This window comes from Mycobacterium sp. E1386, from assembly GCF_001672745.1.
Lineage (GTDB): Bacteria > Actinomycetota > Actinomycetes > Mycobacteriales > Mycobacteriaceae > Mycobacterium.
The window spans coordinates 29,059-50,870 of the sequence record NZ_LZKH01000075.1; the positions used below are offsets into that span (position 1 = coordinate 29,059).

The window sequence follows — 21,812 nt, forward strand, 5'->3', positions numbered from 1 at the left end:
CCGTATCGGCTTGCTCAGCAAGCGATTGTCCTGGCCTTTGTCAGGCGTTCGATGTCAGTGCTCGTCAATCCCAAACGGCGCTGAAGGACGTCGGCGGTGTCTTGGCCCAAGGCCGGGGCGGGCGTGCCGGCGGGGTGGGCGGAGTCGAACGCGACCGGCATTCCTGGGGCAAAGTAGTCGCCCAGGCCGTCCTGATGCAAGAGGGAAAACATTGGGTTGGCAGTCACTTTCGGGCTCGCCGCGACCTCCGCGAAGGTGCGGTACCGCTCGTAGAGCACCGTGGTGCCCGACAGCGCGTCGGTGATCTCCTCGGCGGTGTGGTCGGCGAACCAGGTGCCCAGGAGGCCGGACAGCACGTCGCGGTATCGGTAGCGGTCACCCTCGGAGCCGAAGTCGACCCCCAGCGCCTCAGCGAGCGCCGCTACCGCGTTGCCGGTGCCCGTCACGTCGACGAGGTCGCGAAAGTGCCGGCGGGTCAGGGTGACAACCATGAACCGGGCGCCGTCGCGGCTGGTGAAGTCCTGTCCGTACTGCCCGTAAATGGCGTTGCCGAGGCGCTGTCGTTGCGTGCCGGTGACTTGGGGCTCGGTCAGCAGACCCAGGTTTCCGGCGGTGGCCAGCGCGACGTCCTCGAGCGCCACGCTGATCCGCGCGCCCGCACCGCTTTCGTCGCGGCGGCGGACGGCGGTGACGACAGCCAGCGCGGCGTACAGGCCGCAGCACACGTCCCACGCCGGCAGCACGTGGTTGATCGGGCCGGCGTGATCGGCAGGCCCGGTGACGAGCGGGAATCCGATGCCGGCGTTGACGGTGTAATCCACTCCGGTGGAACCATCACCACGTCCGAGCAGCTGTACGTGGATGACATCGGGCCGTCTGTTCGTCAATACGTCGTGGTTGAGCCAGGACAGGCCGGCGGCGTTGGTCACGACCACGCCGTCCCCCTCGACGATGAGACGCTGGACCAGCTCTTGCCCGTCGGGAGACCGCAAATCGATGGTGGCCGAGCGCTTTCCCTTGTTCAGCCCGGTCCAGTAGATCGATGTGCCGTCCGCCGCCAGCGGCCACCGGTGAACGTCGGACGCACCGCCGATCGGGTCGATGCGGATCACCTCCGCGCCGAGCTGACCCAGCGTCATGCCGCACAGCGGGGCGGCGACAAAGCTGGACACCTCCACGACGGTGAGACCGCTCAGGGGCCCGGTCACGTCGGGGCGACCCGCTCGAAAACCGCGGCCAGTCCCTGGCCGCCGCCGATGCACATGGTCTCCAGCCCGTAGCGCGCCCGGCGGCGGTCGAGCTCGCGCGCCAGGCTGGCCAGCATTCGCCCTCCCGTCGCACCGACCGGGTGGCCCAGGGAAATGCCGGAACCGTGCACGTTGGTGCGCTCGTGGTCGGCGGCACCGAAATTCCATTCCCGCATGACAGCGAGCGCTTGCGCGGCGAATGCTTCGTTGAGTTCGATGAGGTCGATGTCGGACAGCCGCAGTCCGGCCTTGGCCAGCGCCACCTCGGTTGCCGGCACCGGCCCGATCCCCATGATGTTGGGCGCGACCCCCGCCACCGCCCAGGACACCAGGCGCACCAGCGGCTTCAGACCGTGCTCAGCGGCCTTCTCGGGCGTGGTCACCACGCACATCGACGCCGCGTCGTTCTGCCCGCTGGCATTGCCGGCGGTGACGGTGGCCTCCGAATCCTGGCTCAGCAGCACGGGTTTCAGCTTGCTCAGCGACTCGACCGACGTGTCGGCGCGCGGATGTTCGTCGGTGTCGATCAGTTCCTCGCCGTGGCGGCTGGGCACCGCAACGGGAATGATCTCCTCGGAGAGGATGCCGTCCTTCTGTGCGGCCACCGCGCGCTGATGCGACCGCACCGCCAACTCGTCCTGCTCCTGGCGGGAGATGTCGTACTGGCGGCGCAGATTCTCGGCAGTTTCCAGCATCCCGCCGGGCACCGGATAGTGCCGGCCACCGGCGGTGGTGCGCCCACGGGCCAGCCCGTCATGCACCCGGACGCCGCCGCGGGCGCCGCCCCAGCGCATGTCTGTGGAGTAGAACGCGACGTTGCTCATGCTTTCGCAGCCGCCGGCGATGACGAGATCGTTGTTGCCGCTAGCCACTTGCAGGCACGCCTGGATGACCGCCTGCAGACCCGAGCCGCAACGCCGGTCCACCTGCATGCCGGGAACCGTCACCGGCAGCCCCGAGTCCAGCGCGACGACGCGCCCGATCGCAGGCGCCTCGCTGCTGGGATAGCAATGGCCCAGGATGACGTCTTGCACCGCCTCCGGCGCCAGCCCGGTCCGCTCCAGTAATCCTTTCAGCGCGGCGACGCCGAGGTCGACGGCGGTCAGCGCTTTGAACATTCCGCCGTAGCGCCCGATCGGCGTCCTGACGGGTTCACAGATAACGGCTTCGCGGAGGTCGCTCATAGGTGTCGGCCACCCGTGATTTCCATGACGGTGCCGGTCATGTACGACGAAAGGTCGGACGCCAGGAACAGCGCAACGCTGGCGACCTCGCTGGGCTCACCGGCCCGGCCCATCGGTACCTCGGCAACCTTTGAATCCCAAATGCGCTGCGGCATAGCCTCTGTCATGGCGGAGCGGATCAAACCGGGGGCGATTGCGTTGACCCGGACACCCAGGTAAGCCAGCTCTTTGGCCGCGGCTTTGGTCATGCCGACGATGCCCGCCTTGGCCGCCGAATAATTGGTCTGCCCGATCATGCCGACCTTGCCCGAGATCGAGGACATGTTGATGATCACGCCCCGCTTGTTCTCTCGCATGACCGCCGCCGCCAACCGGGTGCCGTTCCAGGTGCCCTTCAAATGCACGGCGATCACCTGATCGAACTGCTCTTCGGTCATCTTGCGCATCGTCGCATCGCGGGTGATGCCGGCGTTGTTGACCATGATGTCGAGCGTGCCGAAGCGCTCAACCGCGGTTTGGATCAGGCTCTCGACGTCGGAGGCATGCGTGACGTCGCACCGGACCGCGACCGCGACGTCATCACCGCCCAATTGCTTGGCAACGACCTGGGTTTCCTCGAGATTGACGTCGCCGAGCACGACCCGGGCGCCCTCGGCGACGAAGCGCTCCGCAATGGCAAGCCCCAGTCCTTGCGCTCCGCCCGTGATTACCGCGGCCTGACCTGCCAACAACGACACGTGTTCACATCCTTCACTGTTGCCTTCGCCATCGGACACCCTCAGAGCGAATATCATATTTGATATAGGATCCCTCCCTGAACCGGGGTGCCCCAGCCAGGAGAGGAGCGTGGAGTCGATGGCCACCGCCGAATCCGCCGAGGTCTCGGACGACGATTTCCGAGAGATCCTGGCTCAGACAAGGCAATTCGTTCGCAGCGCCGTCGTCCCCCGCGAGCAGGAAATCCTCGAGCAGGATCGCGTTCCGGACGACCTCCGCGACGAGGCCAAGAAGATGGGTCTGTTCGGCTACGCGATTCCGCAGGAGTGGGGCGGCCTGGGCCTCAACCTCATGCAAGACGTCGAGCTGGCGATGGAGTTGGGCTACACGTCCCTGGCACTGCGCTCGATGTTCGGCACCAACAACGGCATCGCCGGACAGGTTCTGGTCGGCTTCGGCACCGATGAACAGAAATCCCGCTGGTTGGAATCGATTGCGACAGGCGACGTCGTCGCCTCCTTCGCGCTGACCGAACCCGGCGCCGGATCAAACCCGGCCGGCCTGCGCACCAAAGCGGTTCGCAACGACGGCGATTGGGTGATCTCCGGACAGAAGCGCTTCATCACGAACGCGCCCGTCGCCGATCTCTTCGTCGTATTCGCGCGCACCCGACCGGCCGACGACCAGGGCCCGGGAATCGCCGTCTTCCTGGTGCCCGCTGACGCCGCGGGCGTCGAGGTGGGGGCCAAGGACGCCAAGATGGGTCAGGAAGGTGCCTGGACGGCCGACGTCAGCTTCGACGACGTCCGCGTCGGCCCCGACGCGCTGATCGGCGGCAGCGAAGACATCGGATATCGAGCGGCGATGACCTCGCTGGCCCGGGGACGGGTGCACATCGCCGCCCTGGCGGTGGGCGCCGCTCAACGCGCGCTCGACGAATCGGTCTCCTACGCCGCCACCGCGACCCAGGGCGGAACGCCGATCGGAAACTTCCAGTTGGTACAGGCGATGCTCGCCGATCAGCAGACCGCGGTGATGGCCGGCCGGGCGCTGGTGCGCGATGCCGCTTGGCAGTGGGTCGCGGGGCAGGATCGCAGGATCGCCCCGTCGGCGGCCAAACTCTTCTGCACCGAAATGGCCGGCAACGTGGCGGATCTCGCGGTCCAAATCCACGGCGGTAGCGGTTATATGCGCGGCGTCGCCGTCGAACGCATCTACCGCGACGTGCGCCTGCTTCGGCTGTACGAGGGCACCAGCGAGATTCAGCGTTTGATCATCGGATCGAACCTCGTCAAGGCGGCTCAGCGATAAGAGCGGCCGGACCACTAGGGGAGCAAACAATGAGCGGGAAACTCGTGGGCAGAGTGGCATTCATCACCGGAGCGGCGCGCGGCCAGGGCCGAGCACACGCCGTTCGTCTGGCACGTGAGGGCGCCGACATCATCGCCGTCGACATCGCCGGCAAGCTGCCGTCCTGCGTCCCCTACGACCCGGCGACTCCCGACGATCTGAGCGAGACGGTTCGCCTGGTTGAGGAAACGGGCCGCCGGATCATCGCCTCGGTGGTGGATACCCGCGACTTCGAGGGGCTTCGCAAGGCCGTCGACGCCGGCGTCGACGCCCTCGGGCGGCTCGATATCATTGTCGCCAACGCCGGGGTCGCGGCTCCGCAGGCCTGGAACGACATCACGCCGGAAAACTTCCGCGACGTCATGGACATCAACGTGACCGGGACCTGGAACACCGTGATGGCGGGCGCCGACAAAATCATCGAGGGCGGTCGCGGCGGCTCCATCATTCTGATCAGTTCCGCGGCCGGCATGAAGATGCAGCCGTTCATGATTCACTACACCGCAAGCAAGCACGCCGTCACCGGGATGGCGCGGGCTTTCGCCGCGGAGCTGGGCAAGCATTCGATCCGCGTGAACAGCGTTCATCCCGGGCCGGTGAACACTCCGATGGGAACGGGTGACATGGTCGCGGCGGTGGGCAAGGCCATGGAGACCAACCCGCAGCTGTCCAACGTCCTCACCCCATTCCTGCCCGACTGGGTCGCCGAGCCGGAGGAGATCGCCGACACGGTGTGCTGGCTGGCCAGCGACGAGTCCCGCAAGGTCACCGCCGCGCGCATCCCCGTCGATCAGGGCTCGACGCAGTACTGACCAGTCGCCGACCCCCGGGGAATATATTCGCCGGCATCGGCGCTTGCAGGGCACATGAGAGCCTTCACCGAGAGCGAACGTCAGGAGTTTTTGGCCGGCAAGCACGTGGCCGTGTTGTCCGTCGACGCCGCCGACGGCCGGCCGCCGGCCAGCGTCCCGATCTGGTATGCCTACACCCCAGGTGGCGACGTCCGGATCATGACCGGGGCATCCAGCCGCAAGGCGCGGCTCATCGAGCGAGCGGGCAAGGTGACGCTGGTGGTTCAGCGCGAGGAGCCGCCCTACCAGTATGTGGTGGTCGAGGGCACAGTCGTCGACACCACCAAGCCGGTCCCGGCCGATGTAGCGTTGGCCACCGCCATTCGTTACCTCGGCGAAGAGGGCGGCCGCGCCTTCGTCAAAAGCATGGAGGGCGTGGAAGAGGTGCTGTTCACCATTCGCCCCGACCGTTGGCTCAGCGCGGATTTCACCGGCGACCTCTGAGGTCTCAGGGTGATCGCCGCCCGTAGCCGATAGCGCTTCCGGCGGAAATCTACGCGCATGCGCCGATGTTTTGCCGCATGCGATTACGCATGCTGGCTAACATGAGCGAAATCGATCCACGGGCGGAAACGCCGCCCTTGGACTGGAGCGACGCGGCCATGAACGAGCCCTTGCCGACCGGCATCGTCACCCTGCTGCTGGCCGACGTCCAAGGGTCGACGCAATTGTGGGACTCTCAGCCCTCGGAGATGATGGCCGCGATCGCCAACCTCGACCAAACGCTGGCCGAGTTGGTGAACATTCATCACGGCGTCCGCCCAGTCGAACAGGGCGAGGGTGACAGCTTCGTCATCGCGTTCTCCCGTGCGTCGGACGCCGTGGCATGCGCGCTCGCGATACAACGTGCGCCCCTGGCGCCGCTGCGGCTGCGCATCGGGTTGCACACGGGCGAGGTGCAGCTGCGAGACGAGAACAACTACGTCGGCCCCGCGATCAATCGGACGGCACGACTTCGCGAGCTCGCGCATGGCGGCCAGACCGTGCTGTCGGGCACCACCAGCGATTTGGTGGCCGACGCGCTTCCCGATGACGTGTGGTTGAGCGATCTCGGCACCCATGCGCTACGGGACCTCCCCCGTCCCGAGCGGGTGGTGCAACTGTGCCATCGCGACCTCTGCAACGAATTTCCTCCGCTTCGCAAGCGGGAAACCCTTGCCACCCAACATCTTCCAGCCGAGTTGACCAGTTTCGTCGGTCGCGACGCGGAAATCGCCGCGGTGCGAGACATTCTCGCGCGCGACAGGCTGGTGACGCTGACCGGCGCCGGCGGGGTCGGCAAGACCCGGCTGGCCGTGCGGGTTGCGGCCACCGCCGGCGGCGCTTATACCGATGGAATCTGCTATGTGGACCTGGCTCCCCTCACCGACCCCGACCTGGTGCCCATTGCCACCGCCCGCGCCTTGGGTCTGCCGGACCAGCCGGGGCGTGCCCCGGAGAAGAACCTGCTGCAGTTCATCGGGGACCGAGAGATGTTGATGGTGCTGGACAACTGCGAGCATCTGCTGGATGCCTGCGCGGCGCTGGCCGAGGCCCTGCTGGCGGCCTGCCCACGATTGACGATGCTGACGACGAGTCGCGAGCCGATCGGCATGAACGGCGAGGTGACTTGGCGAGTCCCGTCTTTGTCGCTGGAGGACGAAGCCGTACGACTGTTCAACGACCGTGCCGGCCATGCGCAACCGAGCTTCCGGGCCAACGATGACGACGATGCTCGCGCGATTGACGAGATCTGCCGCCGCCTGGACGGCATGCCGCTGGCGATCGAGCTGGCGGCGGCCCGGATTCGCGCGCTGTCACCCGCGGAGATTCTCGCCGGACTGCAAGACCGGTTCCGATTGCTGACCGGCGGATCGCGAACTGCGTTGCGCCGCCAGCAGACGTTGCGCGCATCGGTGGACTGGTCGCACGCGCTGTTGACCGCGCCGGAGCGAATTCTGTTCCGCAGGCTCGGCGTATTCATGGGCGGGTTCGGCCTCGAAGCCTGCGTAAATGTGGTGTGCGACAACGACCTGGCCTCACACCAGGTGATGGATGTGCTGGCACTGCTTGTCGATAAATCGCTGGTGATCGCCGAATCCACCGGCGGTCCAACGCGATACCGACTGCTCGAAACGATCCGCCAGTATGCGCAGGAGAAGCTCGGCGAGTCGGCGGAGGCCGTCGATGTCCGGGATCGCCACCGTGACCATTTCACCGCGATGGCGGCCGAACTCGACGCTCCGGGCGAGACAAGCCGGGAGGTTTTGCTCGACCGGGCCGAGGCCGACATCGACAATCTGCGGGCCGCCTTCGGGTGGAGCCGCGAGAAATGCGACACCGATCGGGCATTGGAACTGGTTACTTCACTGCAGCCGTATTGGCTCACCCGGGGCCGCCTCAAGGAGGGGTCCGACTGGCTCGATCTCGCCCTGGCCGACGCCGAGGCGGGCACCGAGGTGACGCCACGCGCGCTGGCGCGAGCCCTGGCGGACAAGGCGTTCCTGGACAACATGCGCGACCCCGATAGCTTCGCGCGCGCCCAGCGCGCACTGGCCATCGCGCGTGGGGTGGACGACCCAGCGCTGTTGGCGCGCACTCTCACGACTTGCGGGCGGCTTGCCGCCTGGAATTCCGAACTGGCCCAACCTTATCTATCCGAAGCGGAAAGCCTGGCCCGAGAACAGGGCGACCCGTGGAGGCTGGGCCAGCTCCTCTACAGCAAGGCGCTCACCGCGATAATCGGCTCGGGAGACGCGGAGGCCGCGGTCGCCGCCGCGACGGAGGGCCGCGACCTCGCGGACGACGTCTTCGACCACGGCTACTCACGGGGATGCCGTTGGTGTCTGGCCGGAGCGCAGTTGGTGTTCGGGGACGTCTCCGGCGCGGCGGAGCAACTTCGCGAATTGATGATAGAAGCGGACGCGGCTCACGCTCTGATCTGGCAGGTGTGCGCACGCGACCGCTTGTGTTACGTCTTAGCCCACCACGGAGAGGCAGACGGAGGTCGCACTCTCGCCATAGAGGCGCTCGAAGGCGCGGCCGAGATCGGCCGGTACATGGAAGGCGTGGTGTACGCGTCGATGGCGTTTGCGGCGCTTGCCAGCGACGATGTGAACGCCGCCGTTGAGGCCAGCGAGGCGGCTCGCGAGCGGTTCGGCGACTGGCCGGTAACGACCATTAACGCCAACCCCTCTGGCGAGGTTGCGCTGGCGCGAGGGGATCTCACGTCCGCGCGTCGCTTGGCCGACGAAGGCGTTGCCGGCGCGCGAGGCTGGTTCGCAGTGCAGGCCCTGGTCCTCCGGTCACGTGTGGCGTTAGCGGAAGACGAGCCCGGTCAGGCCGAACGCGATGCCCACGACGCATTGGCCCGTGCGGCCGAACAGCGAGCGCACCTGTTCGTTCCGGCCCTCTTGGAGTGCCTTGCCCATCTGGCTCACCTCGCCGGGAACCACATGGAAGCGGCACGGCTCTTCGGGGCCGCCGACTCGATCCGCAAGCGCACCGGCATCGTCCGCTTCCGCGTGTATGACGCCGACTACGAGACATCGGTGGAAACGACTCGTAAAGCCCTGAGCGACGAGGAATTCAGCACTGCGTGGGAAGCGGGCGCCGCCCTGTCCACCGACGAGGCGATCGCATACGCGCGGCGCGGCCGCGGCGAACGCAAACGTCCGCCCAGCGGCTGGGACTCGCTCACCCCGACCGAACGCGACGTCGTCCGGCTCGTCAGCGAGGGATTGGGCAACAAGGACATCGGCGACCGGCTGTTCATCTCCCCGCGCACGGTGCAGACCCACCTGACCCATGTGTACGCGAAGCTAGGGATCACGTCGCGGATGCAGCTGGCGCACAAAGCAACGCGCCGATCAGTGCTCGATTAGCTCCAGCGTTCCGAGCTCACGGATCGCCTGGCAGCCGCGGCCGAGCATGGCCAGCACCATGTCGTCGCCACGTTCGGTGGCGGCCGCGAACGCGAATCCCAGTGCGGAGATCAGCGGTGCCTGCAACACCCCGAGCCGGTAATCACGCCAACACGTCTCGCGGTCGTAGCCGGTGACACCGCACGCCACCAAGGCGCGGTGATAGTCGGCGACGAGCCCCTCTTCGATGCTCGCGCGCAGTTGCGAATTGAGGCTGGTCGCGGTGAAGTAGGCGAGATCCCTGGCCGGCAAACCGACGCCGAGCGTCTGCCAGTCCACCACGCTGACCCGGGTCCGGTCCGGATCGAAGAGCAGGTTGTCCAGGCGATAGTCGCCGTGCAGCAGGGCGAACCGATCGTACTCGGAGAGCAGCCACGGCGTGACGAGACTCATTGCCGTACTGAAGGTCTCGCGGTCCTCGGCGCTCATCCGGGCGCCCAACTTGCCCAGCGTGATATCGGCGCTCATCTTCGCGACTTCGCCCATGCCGCCGGCGCCGGCCTCGTCCGGCCTGGCGAACGCGATGCCCGGGAAGTCGAGCCAGGCGGGATCACACCAGCTGGGCGCGTGCAGCCCGGCCAGAGCGGTAACCGCAAGACGCGCTTCGGTCTCCCCGCACCCGGCGAGCTGATCGCCCTGCACCGCAGGCGCCTGGTCGGCGAGCAGCAACACGAAATCCATTGCGTCCTCGGTGATCTCGGAGTAAAAGCACTGGGGCGTCGGCACCTGCACCCGGTCCGCCACGGATGAGTAGAACGCGCATTCGCTGCGATATCCGATGACGACCCGGTCGCGCACGGTGTCGTCCTGGGCCGGCAGCTTGATGACGAAGGTCTGCGGCAGGTCACCGGGGTCCGTCGCGTACCGGGCGCAAACCCGGTAGGTGGCGCCGGTCTGCCCGGTGCCGATCGCGACCACGTCGACGTCGGCGACCTCGACAGGGGCGCCACGCCCACTCAGCGCGGCCGACAGCCATTGCGGGGTCACGTCGCCGGGATACCGGGGGATCGACACCACAGCACTCATGAACAGCACGCCTCCTGTACCCGGACAGCTCCGTCCGCCTGACAAACTGTAAGGCATACCGCAAGTGCTGCGGTGAACTACGGTGAGCTAGTCGGCGAGAATCCGCCAGTCGGCGGCCTCATGCTGCTGGCGCCAGAACTCGTTGAAACGCCCACCCGCCGCGAGCATTTCGTCGACCGCTCCGTCCTCGATCACTCGGCCGTCATCGAGGAACAGGACGCGGTCGGCGTGACTGATGCTGGCCAACCGGTGCGCGACGATCACTTGGGTGCGTGAGCGGGGATCGAGGGTGAGCGCGTCGACCACGGCGGCCTCGTTCTCGGTGTCCAGGGCGCTGGTCGCCTCGTCGACCAGCAGTATCGGCGCCGGCTTGAGCAGTGCGCGCGCGATGCTGACCCGTTGGCGTTCACCACCGGACAGCGCGGAACCGGCCTCGCCGACGATCGTGTCGGCGCCGTCGGGCAGGCGTCCGATGAGTTCGTCTACGCGGGCGAGGGCTACAGCCCGGTTGAAGTGGCCATCGTCGGCGCCGGGATCCCCGGCGAGCACATTGTCGCGGATCGAGCCGTGGAACAGATACGGATGTTGGAATACCACGCTGCTCACCGCCCGGCGGGCTTCGACGTCCAGAGTCGCCGCGTCGACGCCGTCGATCAGCACCCGGCCGCCGGTCGGTTCATGCAGCCCCGCGATCAGCGCCAGGATGGTGCTCTTGCCCGATCCGGACGGTCCGACGATCGCCGTGGTGCTCCCCGGCGCCAAGGTGAAGCTCACTCCGTCCAGCACTGGCACGGTTGCTCCGTCATACCGGAAGGTGACGTCGTCGAATTCGATGCGGGGTGCCGCGGCGACGGTCAACGCGGCGGCTCCGGAGCTCACCAAGGGCGCCGTGAGCACGGAACGAATGCGCTCGAGCGTGGCGCGGGTGCTCTCCAACGCCGGTGCCAGCTCGCTGATCGTGGTGAACGGCTCGAGATACCGAACGATCACGACGATCAGCGCGATGGCCTCCGGGATCGTGACCGTCCGGTTTACTGTCAGCGCCGCGGTCGCCCCCGCCAGCAGGATCAGGGAGAGCTGGCTGGCAAGGCTGAACAGCAGCTGGCCCGGGATCTGCATGGACAGCAGCCGCATGGTCGCGCCGTGCTGTGCGGCCAGCGCGTCGCCGACCAGGCTCCGCGCGGGCTCAACCCGCCGCGCGGCCCGCAACGCCTGCTGGGTGCGGGCGAACTCGATGATCCGTTCGGTGAGGGCACCATTGGCTTCGTCGGCGGCGGCGTCAGCACGCCGCGTCAACCGCGCCGACACCCACAGCGCCCCCAGCAGCAGGGGCACGCCGCCCAGCGCGGCCACGCCGAGCTGCCATGAGATGGGCAGTAAGGCCAGCCCGATGGCCGCGGGCAGCAGGATGGCGGTGATCAGCGGGGTAAGCAGGTTGACGACGAGGCCGACCAGTTCTGGCCCGGTGGCGGCGATGGCCTGCCGTGCCGTCGCGGTGTGCTCGGCGGTGAACCAGTCCAGCCGCACGCCGGGCAACCGGTCCGCTACGTCGTGCTGGCTGTGGTCGAGCACGGCAAAGCCGAGCCCGAAGCCGATGCGCGCGGTCGCGGTGTCGATCACCCATCCGATCACGGTGGCGGCGGAGAGCCAGCCCAGCCACGTCAGCGCGCGGTGCGGCGCGTCGGCGAACAGGGCGCCCACCAGGGGCACCAGCAGGACGGTGGCCACCGCCCGCACCACCACGGAGAGCACGGCGAGCGCGGCGTAGACGATGACGCTGGCTCGGCGATCCGCGGGCACCAGGCGCAACCACGTGCGGATCATCGCGCCCCCTCCTGAGCCGCGCTGGCCGCGACCGGGTCTCGACGGCCACGCTCCCACAGCCGTCGATACCGACCGTCGGCGGCAAGAAGCTCCTCGTGGGTGCCGCGTTCGGCGATCCGGCCGTGGTCGAGCACGACGATCTGGTCGGCTCCCGTGATGGTGTGCAATCGATGGGCGATCACCAGAACGGTGCGATCCTGGGTCAACCGGTTAAGCGCCTGCTGCACAAGGTATTCCGACTCCGGGTCGGCGAATGCGGTGGCCTCGTCGAGGATCAGCACCGGGGTATCCGCCAGGAGTGCCCGGGCGATGCTCAGGCGCTGTCGTTCGCCGCCGGAAAGGGCGGTTCCCGCGCCGAGTACTGTGTCGTAGCCGTCAGGCAATCGCATGACCCGGTCGTGAATCTGCGCTTGACGCGCCGCCTCCTGGATCTGCGCCGCGGTGGCATCGGGGACCGCGAGCGCGACGTTCTCCGCGATGGTGCCGTGCACCAGCTGCGTCTCCTGCAGGACGAACCCTACCTTTGCGTAGAGTTCGTCGGCCGTCATCGCCCGGATGTCCTGTCCGCCAATGCGTATCGCGCCCTGGCCGACATCGTGAAAGCGGGCCAGCAGGGCAGCCAGCGTCGACTTGCCGGACCCGGACGGACCCACGAGGGCGGTGACCGTGCCAGGCCGCAGCGTCAGCGAAACGCCCCGGATCACTAGAACATCCGGCCGATAGCCGAAACTGACGTCGTCGAACACCACTGTCGCCGAGGAATCTCCGGACTGCTCCTGCTCTCGCACGTCGAGCTCGGGCTCGTCGAGCGTGTTCTGCAGGCGCCGGGCGGCGATCATGCCGGCGCTGATACCGCCGACCCCGTAAGCAATCCCGAGCAGTCGCGCACCGAAGGTGGTGCCCAGCAACAGGAATGGCAAGAGGTTCACCGGATCCATCCGCCCGGTGACGGTGAGCAGTGTGCCCGTGAGTGCGATCAGCCACAGGAATGTCGATGGGCGGGTGACCAGGTCCATCAGCGTTTTCTTGCCGGCCAGCGGGCGCTGCCAGGAGACCAGGAATTCGACGTACTCGTCCAAGCGGCGGCGGAAGCTGGACGCGGCCGCGCCGCCGAAGACGCGGATCACCGGCTGGCCTTCCAGGTAGGCGCCGGCCTCGCCGCTCATCTTCTCGGCCCAGCGCTGTGATTGGGGGATGCGCGGGCCCGACTGAATGGTGAGCGATGACGTCAACACCAGGTACACCAGGACGGGCAGGAATAGCACGAGCGCTACGCGCCAATCAACGACGAACAGGTAGACCAGCACCGCGACTGGTGCGATGATCGCCGCGACCGCGTCGGGGACGGCGTGGGTGACCAGATAGTGCAGCGATAGCGTGTCGTCCTGCAACAGCTGTTTGATCGAGCCCGATCCGCGCGCGGTAAACCAGCCCAGCGGTAACCGAGATAGCTTGCGCAACAACCGCGAACGCAGGTCGGCGGCGAACCGCGCGTCGACGACGTGCAGCCACAGCGTCAGGCCGGCACCGAGCACGGTTCCCGTTCCCAGCAGCGCGACCGCGGCAATCCCGACGTCCCAGAGTCGCGACGCGGGCGCCCCGGCGACCAGCAGCCGGGACAGCTCGACCAACAGCACGAACGGCGCCAGCTGCACCACCGTGATGACGGCCTGCAACACACCGGAGAGGATCAGCGCCAAGCGCAGCGGCGCGAGCAACCGGCCGCCACCCTGGGCGCGCCAACTTCCGCGGGCCGCGGAGGCGGGCGCGTTGTCGGGCGGGTTCCGTCGGGGAACATCCTCGGGGACAACGCTATTCGTCGGCTCCGGCTCGTCGCCGCGGCGGGTTCCCATCGCACGCCCGGCACTCCAGTACGCCTGGGCATGTATTACCGACTTGGGGAAGCCGAATTCGTCGCGCAGCCGCGTCCGCACATGCTTGAGCACCGTCGCTTCAGGCGTGGCCCACGCGTACCAGTTGGACCAGTCCCGGTTATCAATCGCCGCGGCAAGTGATTTCTCGTCGCGTCGGACCACCCAGTGCACTTGCAGGCGAGGGTGCTGGGTGATCGGGATCAGGACGTCGTTGTCGTCGTGCTGCTCGAGATACATCTCGATCGGGACGTCGTCGGGGACGACCCCGATGATTCCGTTCATGCCCGGGATCGACGCCGAGTCGCCGATCAGCAGATAGCCGGCCGGTTGTTCGTCCGGCACGTCGAATCGCGACGAGCCCATCAACGCCATGACGGCGATCGTGGCGCCGGGCTGCACTGTGCGCGCCCACTTCGACGCGGGTCCGGCGGGCTCGTGCAGCACGATGTCGACCGCGAAACGGCCACCGGAAACGTCCGCCTCGGAAATCGTGTAGGCGCGCTGGAACTCGGTGCTGGATCCGTCCGGGTCTGGAAACCAGAAGCGCAGCCACGCGGCGGGCTCGGCGTCCACGTCTTCGAACAACGTCGGTGACGTCATGCGCACCCGCACGAAATGCGGCGCAATCTGGACGGTTTCGATCACCGTTGCGGCGTGGTCACGTGCACCGAAGCTTCGCAACATCACACCGGAGAACCCGCGCGCCATCAGCGGTCCTTTCCTGCGGCGCTCAACTCCGCGACGACTTCACCGAACGGGGCCCGGCGGACCCTCCACTCGATAAGTTACCGCACAAACTAAGGGTTGCCTTACCAAAGGTCAACTCGTGGCCCGTGTGGCTGTTGGGCCAGTAGCCTGGAAAGCGTGAGCAGCGAAACGGTGCCGCCCGTGTTGCTGTACGACGGGGTCTGCGGCGTATGCAACGCGGCGGTACGCACGATACTTCGGTTCGATCACCATGGCACCCTGCGCTTTGCGGCGCTGGACAGCGACTTCGCCCAAGCAGTGTTTGCCCGGCACCCGTCCATCAAAGACGTGGACTCCGTGGTGTTCGTTGACGAGCCCGACCAGCCGGGAGAACGCGTCGCAGTGCGGTCCGCAGCCGCGTTGCGGGTCGTGGATTACCTTGGCGGGCCGTGGAAGCTGCTCGAGGTTGCCCGCGTCGTCCCCACCCCCCTACGTGACTGGCTCTACGACAGGGTCGCAGACGTCCGCTACCGCATCTTCGGCAAGTACGACACGTGTCCGCTGCCGCCGCCGGAGGTTCGCGCGCGCTTTCTGGACGCCTAGTCGATAGCCAGGTCGGCCTCGGACTCTTTGCGCTTCAGCTCGGCCAATTTGCGGTCTTCGGCGGCGAATTCACGATGGTGAGCCGCCGACTCGCGGTGCACGCCTACGTGCGACACGCCTTGTTCGACGGCGCTGTCTTGCACCCGCGCAACTTGTTCGTGTTTGCGGGCCGATTCCTCGAAGCTACGGGCCGCCGAGAGCCCGGCGTGTGCAGCGCGTTCGCGAGCGGCCGCGGCTCTGCGTTCGGCGCGCTCTATGTCTCGTGCGGTGACGGCTTCATCGCGTTGTTGGTCTCCGGTAGCCATGGCGTCTCCTCGTATCCGTGCAGTCCATGTACCCCGCACGGAGGGTTTGATGCTTCGCGATCGCGAAATAAGGGTGCGGGCGGAGGGACTCGAACCCTCACGCTCTTTCGAGCACCGGCACCTAAAGCCGGCGCGTATGCCATTTCGCCACGCCCGCAGCGTGCCGATCGTACCGCTCAGGTCGCGAACGGACACGGCGGTCGCACGCCGCGACGAATTCGTCGGACCCAAACCGTGAGCGGTACCTTCGAGGGGTGTCCACCACCCATCGTCGCAGGCCCGCGCTGATCGCCTTGGTGATCGTCGCGGCGTGCGGTTGCCTGGCGCTGGGCTGGTGGCAGTGGACCAGGTTCCAGTCCGTCTCGGGCAGCTTCCAGAACCTCGGCTACGCACTGCAGTGGCCGCTGTTCGCCTGGTTCTGCGTGTACGCGTATCGCAAATACGTCCGCTACGAAGACATGCCGCCGGAGCCTCGGCAGGACGTTGCCGACACCGAGATACCCGCCGGCTTGCTGCCCGAGCGCCCCAAGCCGATGCAACCGCCGTCCGATGACCCCGCGCTGACGGAGTACAACGCGTACCTGGCCGAACTTGCCAAACAAGACACCGAAAAACAGAACAGGACCACCGCATGACCACACCGGAAAGACCCGCGTCGGCATTCCCCATGGAGAAGATCCGCACCGCGTTGCTCGGCTACCGGATCATGGCGTGGGCGACGGGTCTCTGGCTGATCGCGCTGTGCTACGAGATCGTCTCGCATCTCGTCTTGCACCACGAGATCCGCTGGATCGAGGTGGTCCACGGCTGGGTGTACTTCATCTATGTCCTGACCGCGTTCAATCTGGCGGTCAAGGTCCGCTGGCCGATTCCCAAGACGATCGGTGTCCTCCTCGCCGGCACCATCCCGCTCCTGGGCATCATCGTCGAGCAAGTCCAGACCAGGGACGTGAAGGCCCGTTTCGGCGTGTAGGGCTCGAGTGCGCGGCTGGCTTCACACTCGAGGCCGAGTGTGCGGCTGGCTTCACACTGGGCAGGTACTAGGGCAGGTCGCGCAGCGCCGGCACTAGCAACGCGAGGGCGCGGCCGCGATGGGAGACCGCGTCCTTCTCCTCGGGGCTGAGCTCGGCCGCGGTGCGGTCGGAACCCGCGGGAATGAAGACCGGGTCGTACCCGAAGCCGCCGTCCCCCCGCGGTTCCCGAGCGATGCTGCCGGGCCACTCCCCGCGGACGACGACCTCGCCGGACGGTCCCGCCAGGGCGCAGGCCGACACGAACGCCGCGCCGCGCCGTTCGTCGGGCACGTCGCGCAACTGCGCCAACAGCAGCGCGGTGTTGGCGGCGTCGTCGCCGTGATCACCCGACCAGCGCGCCGACAGCACGCCGGGCATTCCGTTCAAAGCGGCCACCTCCAGGCCGGAATCGTCGGCGACCGCAGCCAGGCCCGTCGCGGCGAATGCATCCCGCGCCTTGGCCAACGCGTTGTCCTCAAAGGTCGCGCCCGTTTCGGGCGCCTCATCGAAGGGCGGCACATCATGCAAAGAGACCAGCCTCAAGCCGGTCAGGCCGGCCGCGTCGAGCACCCGGCGTAATTCGGCCAGTTTCTTCCGGTTGCGGCTGGCGACCAGAAGCTTGGTCACCGGTCAATCCGGAACATGGCCATTACCTCCGCACAGCGACCTATGCATACGGCAACAAACTAGCCGGAGTGCTACGCGGAGCTCATCTGCGGCTCATCCAGCCGATCAAACCGACTCACTTCAGCAGGGTTGACAGCGCCGCCGCACGCGGCGCACTGTGATACGTGTCATATGACCACTGGTCATACCGGGCAGAGAGGCGGCAACTCATGACCACGAGGGACAAGTACACCGAGGTGCCAGACCCCTACTCATGGGAGGTTCCCAGCGCCGGCGACGCGCGCTTCACCTGGGAGTACGACGACGGCCGCGCCCGACTCCTTTCCCTGTACCAAAAGGGAAAGGACAAGCAGTGGGACGCCCAGTCGCGCATCGACTGGACGCAAGACGTCGACCCGACGAACCCACTCGCGCTGCCCGACGAATTTCATCCGTTGTTCGGCAGCCCGATGTGGGATGCCGCAGGTGACGCGGGTCGCGCCGAGTTGCGCCAGCACTTCCAGGCCTGGCAACTCTCGCAGTTCCTGCACGGGGAGCAGGGAGCGATGGTGTGCGCGGCCAAGATCGTCGAGGTCGTCCCGGACCTGGACGCGAAGTTCTACGCCGCCACCCAGACCATGGACGAGGCCCGCCACGTCGAGGCATTCGGGCGGTTCCTGCAGGACAAGGCCGACCTGGTCTACCCGATCAACAAGCATCTGACCGCCCTGCTCGACGACACCCTGCGCGATTCGCGATGGGACATGCCCTACCTCGGCATGCAGGTACTCATCGAAGGGCTCGCTCTCGCTGCCTTCGGGGTGATGCGAGACATGGCGGCGCCGGACTCGCTGGCCAAGCAGTTGCTGGCCTACGTCATGCAGGACGAGGCCCGCCACGTCGCCTTCGGCCGAATCTCGCTGAAGGATTATTACTCCGGGCTGACCGAGTCCGAGCGGGGCGAGCGTGAAGAGTTCGTCGTGGACGCCTGCTATCTGATGCGCGACCGGTTCCGCGGCGAAGAGGTTTTCGCGACCCTCGGCATGGACGTTCAAGAGTGTGCCGATTGGGTCGACACCTCTCCGCTGATGATTCAGTTCCGCTCGCACCTGTTCAGCCGCATCGTGCCGATCGTCAAGGACATCGGGCTGTGGGGCGAAAAGGTACAGAAGGCGTTCAGGGAGATGGGTGTCCACGACCTGGCCGACTCCAACATCGAGGCGTTGATGAAGGCCGACGAGGATCAGGCCGAGGCGCTGGACAAGGCACACGCCGAGATGGCTGCCCGGGCCGTCGAGGTGGACGAGGTGATCGCGGCGGGCGCAAGCTAACCCAAGTCTGGTTTGGCGCTGGCGGGTAGAAGCTTGCTCAGCTGCCGAACGCCTTCGGCGGTGCCGAGCCCTCGGGCAGCTCACCGGGATACGGCAGCGCCAATGCCTCGCGCTGGGCGGCGAACAACTTGTCGCAAGCGGCCAGCGCCACGTCGAGCAATTTGTCCAGCGTCGAACGCGGGAACGTCGCGCCCTCGCCGGTGCCCTGGACTTCCACGAGTGTCCCGGTGTCGGTGGCGACGACGTTCATGTCGACCTCGGCCCGCGCGTCTTCCTCGTAGGGCAGGTCCACCCGGATCCTGCCGTCGACCACCCCGACGCTGACCGCCGCGATGGCACACGACAACGGGCGCGGGTCGGACAGCTTGCCCGCCGCGGCCAGGTAGGTCACGGCGTCGGCCAGGGCCACGAACGCGCCCGTGATGGCGGCGGTGCGGGTGCCGCCGTCGGCCTGCAGGACGTCACAGTCGACGGCAATGGTGTTCTCCCCCAACGCCGCAAGATCGATGCAGGCCCGCAGCGACCGGCCGATCAGCCGGCTGATCTCCTGGGTGCGCCCGGACAGCCGTCCCTTCACGGATTCGCGATCGGAGCGCGTATGGGTTGCCGACGGCAGCATCGCGTACTCGGCGGTCAGCCATCCCAGCCCCGACCCCTTGCGCCAGCGCGGCACCCCATCGGTGACGCTGGCGGTGCACATCACCTTGGTGTGGCCGAATTCGATGAGTACCGACCCCGCCGGGTGGTCGGTGAATCCGCGGGTGATGACTACGGGGCGAAGCTCGTCGTCAAGGCGGCCGTCTTCTCGTCTGGTCACCCGGTAACCCTAAGCCAACTCACGCGCGGCTTGCTCAGACCCTTTCAGAGCGGCGGATATCGAAAGATTCGCCGCACACCACCGCATGCACGGGGCCGTCGAACTCGGCCTTGGCCTCGCTGATCACGTCCTCGCGGGACGTCCACGGCGGGATGTGGGTCAGCAGCAGCTCGCGAACGCCGGCCTGCGCCGCGATCCGGCCGGCCTCGGTGCCCGACAAATGCAGAGCGGGCGGGCGGTCCGGCGAGTGGGTCCAGGAGGCCTCGCAGAGGAAGACATCGGCGTCCCGCGCCAGCTCGACGAGTTGGTCGCAGACGCCGGTGTCACCGCTGTAGACGAACGAGGCGCCGGTCGAATCGGTGATCCGCAGGCCGTACGACTCGGTCGGGTGGGCGACCACCCGCGGCGTCACCGTGAGCGAGCCGAGCGTGACCGGTTCGCCGTCGACCCAGTGCCGAACGTCGAAAATGTCTGAGCAGTCGTCTATTTCACCGCCGTACGGTGATGACGCCGCGCCCAGTCGGGACCAGGTGTCGCCGGGCCCGTACAACAACGCCTTGCCGTCCGGCCGCGAGGGGTGGTAGCGCCGCCACACGAACAGGCCGGGCAAATCGAGGCAGTGGTCGGCGTGCAGATGGGACAAGAGCACGTGCACGGAGGCGGGATCGGCATAGCGCTGGAGCGCGCCCAGCACGCCGCCGCCGAAGTCGATGACCATCGGCGGTGTATCCGGTGCCCGAAGCAGATATCCCGACGCGGGCGAATCCGGCCCTACCACGCTGCCCGAGCAGCCGAGCACGGTTATTCGCACGGACACTACTGTGCCATGCCCGATAGGACCGTGACGAAAACATCGCCGCATTGGTGTGATGAGAATCTCGCCATCGGCACATGGCGATCGCCGGCGCGGCGAAGCCGGGCGAGACGGGTCGCCATGATCCTCACTAGTCGATCCGCACGTGGTGAACGGGTTGCACGCCGGTGACGGCAGGACCGAGGAATCGCGCGGCCAACTTGGTGAACGCCTCGGGGTCGCCGGTGGCTTCGAAGACTCGGGAAGGCGGGGCGGCGTCGGGATCGTCCGGGTGAGGACGCAGCAAATCGCGCTCGGTGAGTACGCGCAGTACCTCCTTGGCGGTTTCCTCGGCGCTCGACACCAGCGTCACCTGCTCGCCCATCGCCAGCTGGATCAATCCCGACAGAAGTGGGTAATGCGTGCACCCAAGCACCAGGGTGTCGACCTGGGCGCGTTGCAGCGGCTCGAGGTAGCCCTCGGCCAGCCCGAGCACCTGGCGCCCACTGGTCACGCCACGCTCCACGAAGTCGACGAAGCGCGGGCAGGCCACGGCGGTGATCTCGGTGTCGCGGGCGGCGGCGAACGCGTCCTGGTACGCGTGCGAGTTGATGGTCGCGCGGGTGCCGATGACACCGATGCGCCCGTTGCGCGTCGTGGCGACGGCACGACGCACCGCCGGCAGGATCACCTCGACGACCGGTACGTCATACCGCTCGCGGGCGTCCCGCAGGCAAGCCGCGGACGCGGTGTTGCACGCGATCACCAACGCCTTCACCCCGCGCCCGACAAGGTCGTCCCCGATGGCCAAGGCGTGCGCGCGGACCTCTGGGATGGTGAGCGGACCGTATGGCCCGTGGCCCGTGTCGCCCACGTAGACGATGTCCTCGTCGGGCAATTGGTCGATGATGGCCCGCGCCACGGTCAGCCCGCCGACGCCGGAGTCGAAGATCCCGACGGGCGCCAACGGCGACGTCATGTCTTGGGACGCGGCGTGGCGGCGCCGGCTTTTCTCTTCGCCCGGGCTTTGCGTTCGGGCGCGGACAACCAATAAGCGGCGACGACGCCGGCGATCGCACCGCACAGGTGCCCCTGCCACGAGACGCCACCGCATCTGCCGAGCACCGGCATGGCGCCCAGCAGCACTCCGCCGTAGGCCAACAGGACCACCAGCCCGATCGCGATGTCCGCGAACCTGCGCACGAAGATCCCGAACACGAGCAGGAAGGCCAGCCAGCCGAAGATCAGGCCGGAAGCCCCGATGTGATCGGTCGGTCCGCATGAGCTGCCCACGTCCCCGATCAGCCAAGTACCGAAGCCGCCGAGGATCCACACGATCGCGGTGGCCCAGACGAACCGGCTCAGGCCGGCGAGCGTCATGAGGAATCCCAGCACCAACAGCGGCACCGTGTTGGCCATTAGATGTTGCCAACTCGCGTGCAAGACCGGGGAGAAGACGATCCCCCATAGCCCGTCGGCCTCCAGCGGTCTGATGCCGTTCTCGTCCAGGGAGTGCCGCGTCAGCTGGTCGATGAGCTCGATGAGGTAGAGCAGCGCGACGAAGGTGAGGATCGTGGCCGCGCCGACCACCCACGCGGGACGCTTCGCAGACGTCGCCGGTGGGCCGGGGCGCCCGGTGGTCTTACCCATAGCTGCAGGTTACCGGCGCGAACTGAGGAGAA

The 21,812-nt window shown here is 67.2% G+C and carries 20 protein-coding genes and 1 tRNA gene; 8 read left to right on the forward strand and 13 right to left on the reverse strand.

Going from position 1 to position 21,812, the window contains the following annotated elements; translation table 11 throughout:
* Positions 1–14 precede the first annotated feature (14 nt).
* The 3 genes from A5709_RS07900 to fabG form a co-directional block, all read right to left on the reverse strand.
* Positions 15–1,139, reverse strand: a complete 1,125-nt coding sequence (locus A5709_RS07900; RefSeq protein ID WP_231986938.1) for a CoA transferase — start codon at positions 1,137–1,139, stop codon at positions 15–17.
* 65 nt (positions 1,140–1,204) lie between these two features.
* Complete coding sequence (locus A5709_RS07905) at positions 1,205–2,431, reverse strand: acetyl-CoA C-acetyltransferase (RefSeq protein ID WP_067950966.1); 1,227 nt, start codon at positions 2,429–2,431, stop codon at positions 1,205–1,207.
* Positions 2,428–3,225 (reverse strand): 3-oxoacyl-ACP reductase FabG, encoded by a 798-nt coding sequence (fabG, locus tag A5709_RS07910; protein ID WP_068119243.1) that lies wholly within the window; start codon positions 3,223–3,225, stop codon positions 2,428–2,430. Before fabG ends, A5709_RS07905 begins: the two co-directional genes overlap by 4 nt.
* A gap of 61 nt (positions 3,226–3,286) precedes the next feature.
* Here fabG and A5709_RS07915 point away from each other — a divergent pair, with 61 nt between their 5' ends.
* The 4 genes from A5709_RS07915 to A5709_RS07930 all read left to right on the forward strand — a co-directional run bounded on the left by A5709_RS07915 (position 3,287) and on the right by A5709_RS07930 (position 9,212).
* On the forward strand, positions 3,287–4,459 hold the full coding sequence (locus tag A5709_RS07915) for an acyl-CoA dehydrogenase family protein (protein ID WP_068119275.1): 1,173 nt from the start codon (positions 3,287–3,289) through the stop codon (positions 4,457–4,459).
* Between the two features lie 29 nt (positions 4,460–4,488).
* Positions 4,489–5,310 carry a mycofactocin-coupled SDR family oxidoreductase gene (locus A5709_RS07920; RefSeq protein ID WP_068119246.1) on the forward strand — a complete coding sequence of 274 codons (822 nt, stop codon included), beginning with the start codon at positions 4,489–4,491 and terminating at the stop codon, positions 5,308–5,310.
* Positions 5,311–5,364: 54 nt separating this feature from the next.
* The gene (locus A5709_RS07925; RefSeq protein WP_068119250.1) at positions 5,365–5,793 is read left to right on the forward strand and encodes a pyridoxamine 5'-phosphate oxidase family protein; all 429 of its coding nucleotides are present in this window, start codon (positions 5,365–5,367) and stop codon (positions 5,791–5,793) included.
* 101 nt (positions 5,794–5,894) lie between these two features.
* Positions 5,895–9,212 carry a LuxR C-terminal-related transcriptional regulator gene (locus A5709_RS07930; RefSeq protein WP_231986936.1) on the forward strand — a complete coding sequence of 1,106 codons (3,318 nt, stop codon included), beginning with the start codon at positions 5,895–5,897 and terminating at the stop codon, positions 9,210–9,212.
* On the opposite strand, the gene A5709_RS07935 is transcribed toward A5709_RS07930, so the two are convergent.
* The 3 genes from A5709_RS07935 to A5709_RS07945 all read right to left on the reverse strand — a co-directional run bounded on the left by A5709_RS07935 (position 9,198) and on the right by A5709_RS07945 (position 14,683).
* Positions 9,198–10,277, reverse strand: coding sequence for a phosphotransferase family protein (locus A5709_RS07935; RefSeq protein WP_068119278.1), 1,080 nt, complete (start codon positions 10,275–10,277; stop codon positions 9,198–9,200). The two genes, A5709_RS07930 and A5709_RS07935, sit on opposite strands and share 15 nt — an antisense overlap.
* An 87-nt stretch (positions 10,278–10,364) precedes the next feature.
* A complete protein-coding gene (locus tag A5709_RS07940; protein ID WP_068119252.1) occupies positions 10,365–12,101 on the reverse strand; it encodes an ABC transporter ATP-binding protein in 1,737 nt (578 codons plus the stop codon).
* Positions 12,098–14,683, reverse strand: coding sequence for an ABC transporter ATP-binding protein/permease (locus A5709_RS07945; RefSeq protein ID WP_068119255.1), 2,586 nt, complete (start codon positions 14,681–14,683; stop codon positions 12,098–12,100). The genes A5709_RS07940 and A5709_RS07945 overlap by 4 nt, the downstream gene beginning before the upstream one ends.
* 156 nt (positions 14,684–14,839) lie before the next feature.
* On the opposite strand from A5709_RS07945, the gene A5709_RS07950 reads away from it, so the two are divergent.
* On the forward strand, positions 14,840–15,265 hold the full coding sequence (locus tag A5709_RS07950; protein WP_067950972.1) for a thiol-disulfide oxidoreductase DCC family protein: 426 nt from the start codon (positions 14,840–14,842) through the stop codon (positions 15,263–15,265).
* On the opposite strand, the gene A5709_RS07955 is transcribed toward A5709_RS07950, so the two are convergent.
* Together A5709_RS07955 and A5709_RS07960 are read right to left on the reverse strand one after the other, a co-directional pair.
* On the reverse strand, positions 15,262–15,570 hold the full coding sequence (locus tag A5709_RS07955; RefSeq protein ID WP_067950973.1) for a hypothetical protein: 309 nt from the start codon (positions 15,568–15,570) through the stop codon (positions 15,262–15,264). The genes A5709_RS07950 and A5709_RS07955 overlap by 4 nt on opposite strands.
* Positions 15,571–15,644: 74 nt before the next feature.
* Positions 15,645–15,727: transfer RNA gene (locus A5709_RS07960), tRNA-Leu, on the reverse strand.
* 97 nt (positions 15,728–15,824) lie between these two features.
* Here A5709_RS07960 and A5709_RS07965 point away from each other — a divergent pair.
* Both A5709_RS07965 and A5709_RS07970 read left to right on the forward strand, forming a co-directional pair.
* Positions 15,825–16,205, forward strand: a complete 381-nt coding sequence (locus A5709_RS07965; protein WP_068119257.1) for a hypothetical protein — start codon at positions 15,825–15,827, stop codon at positions 16,203–16,205.
* Positions 16,202–16,543: a DUF3817 domain-containing protein gene (locus A5709_RS07970; protein ID WP_068119259.1), complete on the forward strand. Its 342-nt coding sequence runs from the start codon at positions 16,202–16,204 to the stop codon at positions 16,541–16,543. The genes A5709_RS07965 and A5709_RS07970 overlap by 4 nt, the downstream gene beginning before the upstream one ends.
* Before the next feature lie 67 nt (positions 16,544–16,610).
* Here A5709_RS07970 and rdgB read toward each other — a convergent pair whose 3' ends face one another.
* Positions 16,611–17,210, reverse strand: a complete 600-nt coding sequence (gene rdgB, locus A5709_RS07975; protein ID WP_068119261.1) for an RdgB/HAM1 family non-canonical purine NTP pyrophosphatase — start codon at positions 17,208–17,210, stop codon at positions 16,611–16,613.
* A gap of 209 nt (positions 17,211–17,419) precedes the next feature.
* Between rdgB and A5709_RS07980 the strand changes: the two genes are divergently transcribed.
* Positions 17,420–18,520 carry a ferritin-like domain-containing protein gene (locus tag A5709_RS07980; protein WP_068012662.1) on the forward strand — a complete coding sequence of 367 codons (1,101 nt, stop codon included), beginning with the start codon at positions 17,420–17,422 and terminating at the stop codon, positions 18,518–18,520.
* Positions 18,521–18,557: 37 nt separating this feature from the next.
* Here A5709_RS07980 and rph read toward each other — a convergent pair whose 3' ends face one another.
* The 4 genes from rph to A5709_RS08000 all read right to left on the reverse strand — a co-directional run bounded on the left by rph (position 18,558) and on the right by A5709_RS08000 (position 21,780).
* On the reverse strand, positions 18,558–19,337 hold the full coding sequence (gene rph / locus A5709_RS07985) for a ribonuclease PH (protein WP_067950978.1): 780 nt from the start codon (positions 19,335–19,337) through the stop codon (positions 18,558–18,560).
* Positions 19,338–19,371: 34 nt separating this feature from the next.
* Entirely contained in the window at positions 19,372–20,154 is a 783-nt protein-coding gene (locus A5709_RS07990; RefSeq protein WP_067950979.1) for a cyclic nucleotide-degrading phosphodiesterase, read from the reverse strand.
* A gap of 127 nt (positions 20,155–20,281) precedes the next feature.
* Positions 20,282–21,109 carry a glutamate racemase gene (gene murI, locus A5709_RS07995; RefSeq protein WP_067950980.1) on the reverse strand — a complete coding sequence of 276 codons (828 nt, stop codon included), beginning with the start codon at positions 21,107–21,109 and terminating at the stop codon, positions 20,282–20,284.
* Positions 21,106–21,780, reverse strand: a complete 675-nt coding sequence (locus A5709_RS08000) for a rhomboid family intramembrane serine protease (RefSeq protein ID WP_067950981.1) — start codon at positions 21,778–21,780, stop codon at positions 21,106–21,108. The genes murI and A5709_RS08000 overlap by 4 nt, the downstream gene beginning before the upstream one ends.
* Positions 21,781–21,812 lie beyond the last annotated feature (32 nt).

Excerpts from the sequence above, each read along its gene's own strand:
- A5709_RS07920 (WP_068119246.1), top strand. The coding sequence starts at position 4,489 with ATGAGCGGGAAACTCGTGGGCAGAGTGGCATTCATCACCGGAGCGGCG.
- A5709_RS07915 (WP_068119275.1), top strand. The coding sequence starts at position 3,287 with ATGGCCACCGCCGAATCCGCCGAGGTCTCGGACGACGATTTCCGAGAG.
- A5709_RS07900 (WP_231986938.1), bottom strand. The coding sequence starts at position 1,139 with ATGACGCTGGGTCAGCTCGGCGCGGAGGTGATCCGCATCGACCCGATC.
- murI (WP_067950980.1), bottom strand. The coding sequence starts at position 21,109 with ATGACGTCGCCGTTGGCGCCCGTCGGGATCTTCGACTCCGGCGTCGGC.
- A5709_RS07955 (WP_067950973.1), bottom strand. The coding sequence starts at position 15,570 with ATGGCTACCGGAGACCAACAACGCGATGAAGCCGTCACCGCACGAGAC.
- A5709_RS08000 (WP_067950981.1), bottom strand. The coding sequence starts at position 21,780 with ATGGGTAAGACCACCGGGCGCCCCGGCCCACCGGCGACGTCTGCGAAG.
- A5709_RS07935 (WP_068119278.1), bottom strand. The coding sequence starts at position 10,277 with ATGAGTGCTGTGGTGTCGATCCCCCGGTATCCCGGCGACGTGACCCCG.
- A5709_RS07970 (WP_068119259.1), top strand. The coding sequence starts at position 16,202 with ATGACCACACCGGAAAGACCCGCGTCGGCATTCCCCATGGAGAAGATC.
- fabG (WP_068119243.1), bottom strand. The coding sequence starts at position 3,225 with ATGATATTCGCTCTGAGGGTGTCCGATGGCGAAGGCAACAGTGAAGGA.
- A5709_RS07905 (WP_067950966.1), bottom strand. The coding sequence starts at position 2,431 with ATGAGCGACCTCCGCGAAGCCGTTATCTGTGAACCCGTCAGGACGCCG.
- A5709_RS07925 (WP_068119250.1), top strand. The coding sequence starts at position 5,365 with ATGAGAGCCTTCACCGAGAGCGAACGTCAGGAGTTTTTGGCCGGCAAG.
- A5709_RS07930 (WP_231986936.1), top strand. The coding sequence starts at position 5,895 with ATGAGCGAAATCGATCCACGGGCGGAAACGCCGCCCTTGGACTGGAGC.
- A5709_RS07980 (WP_068012662.1), top strand. The coding sequence starts at position 17,420 with ATGACCACGAGGGACAAGTACACCGAGGTGCCAGACCCCTACTCATGG.
- A5709_RS07945 (WP_068119255.1), bottom strand. The coding sequence starts at position 14,683 with ATGGCGCGCGGGTTCTCCGGTGTGATGTTGCGAAGCTTCGGTGCACGT.
- A5709_RS07940 (WP_068119252.1), bottom strand. The coding sequence starts at position 12,101 with ATGATCCGCACGTGGTTGCGCCTGGTGCCCGCGGATCGCCGAGCCAGC.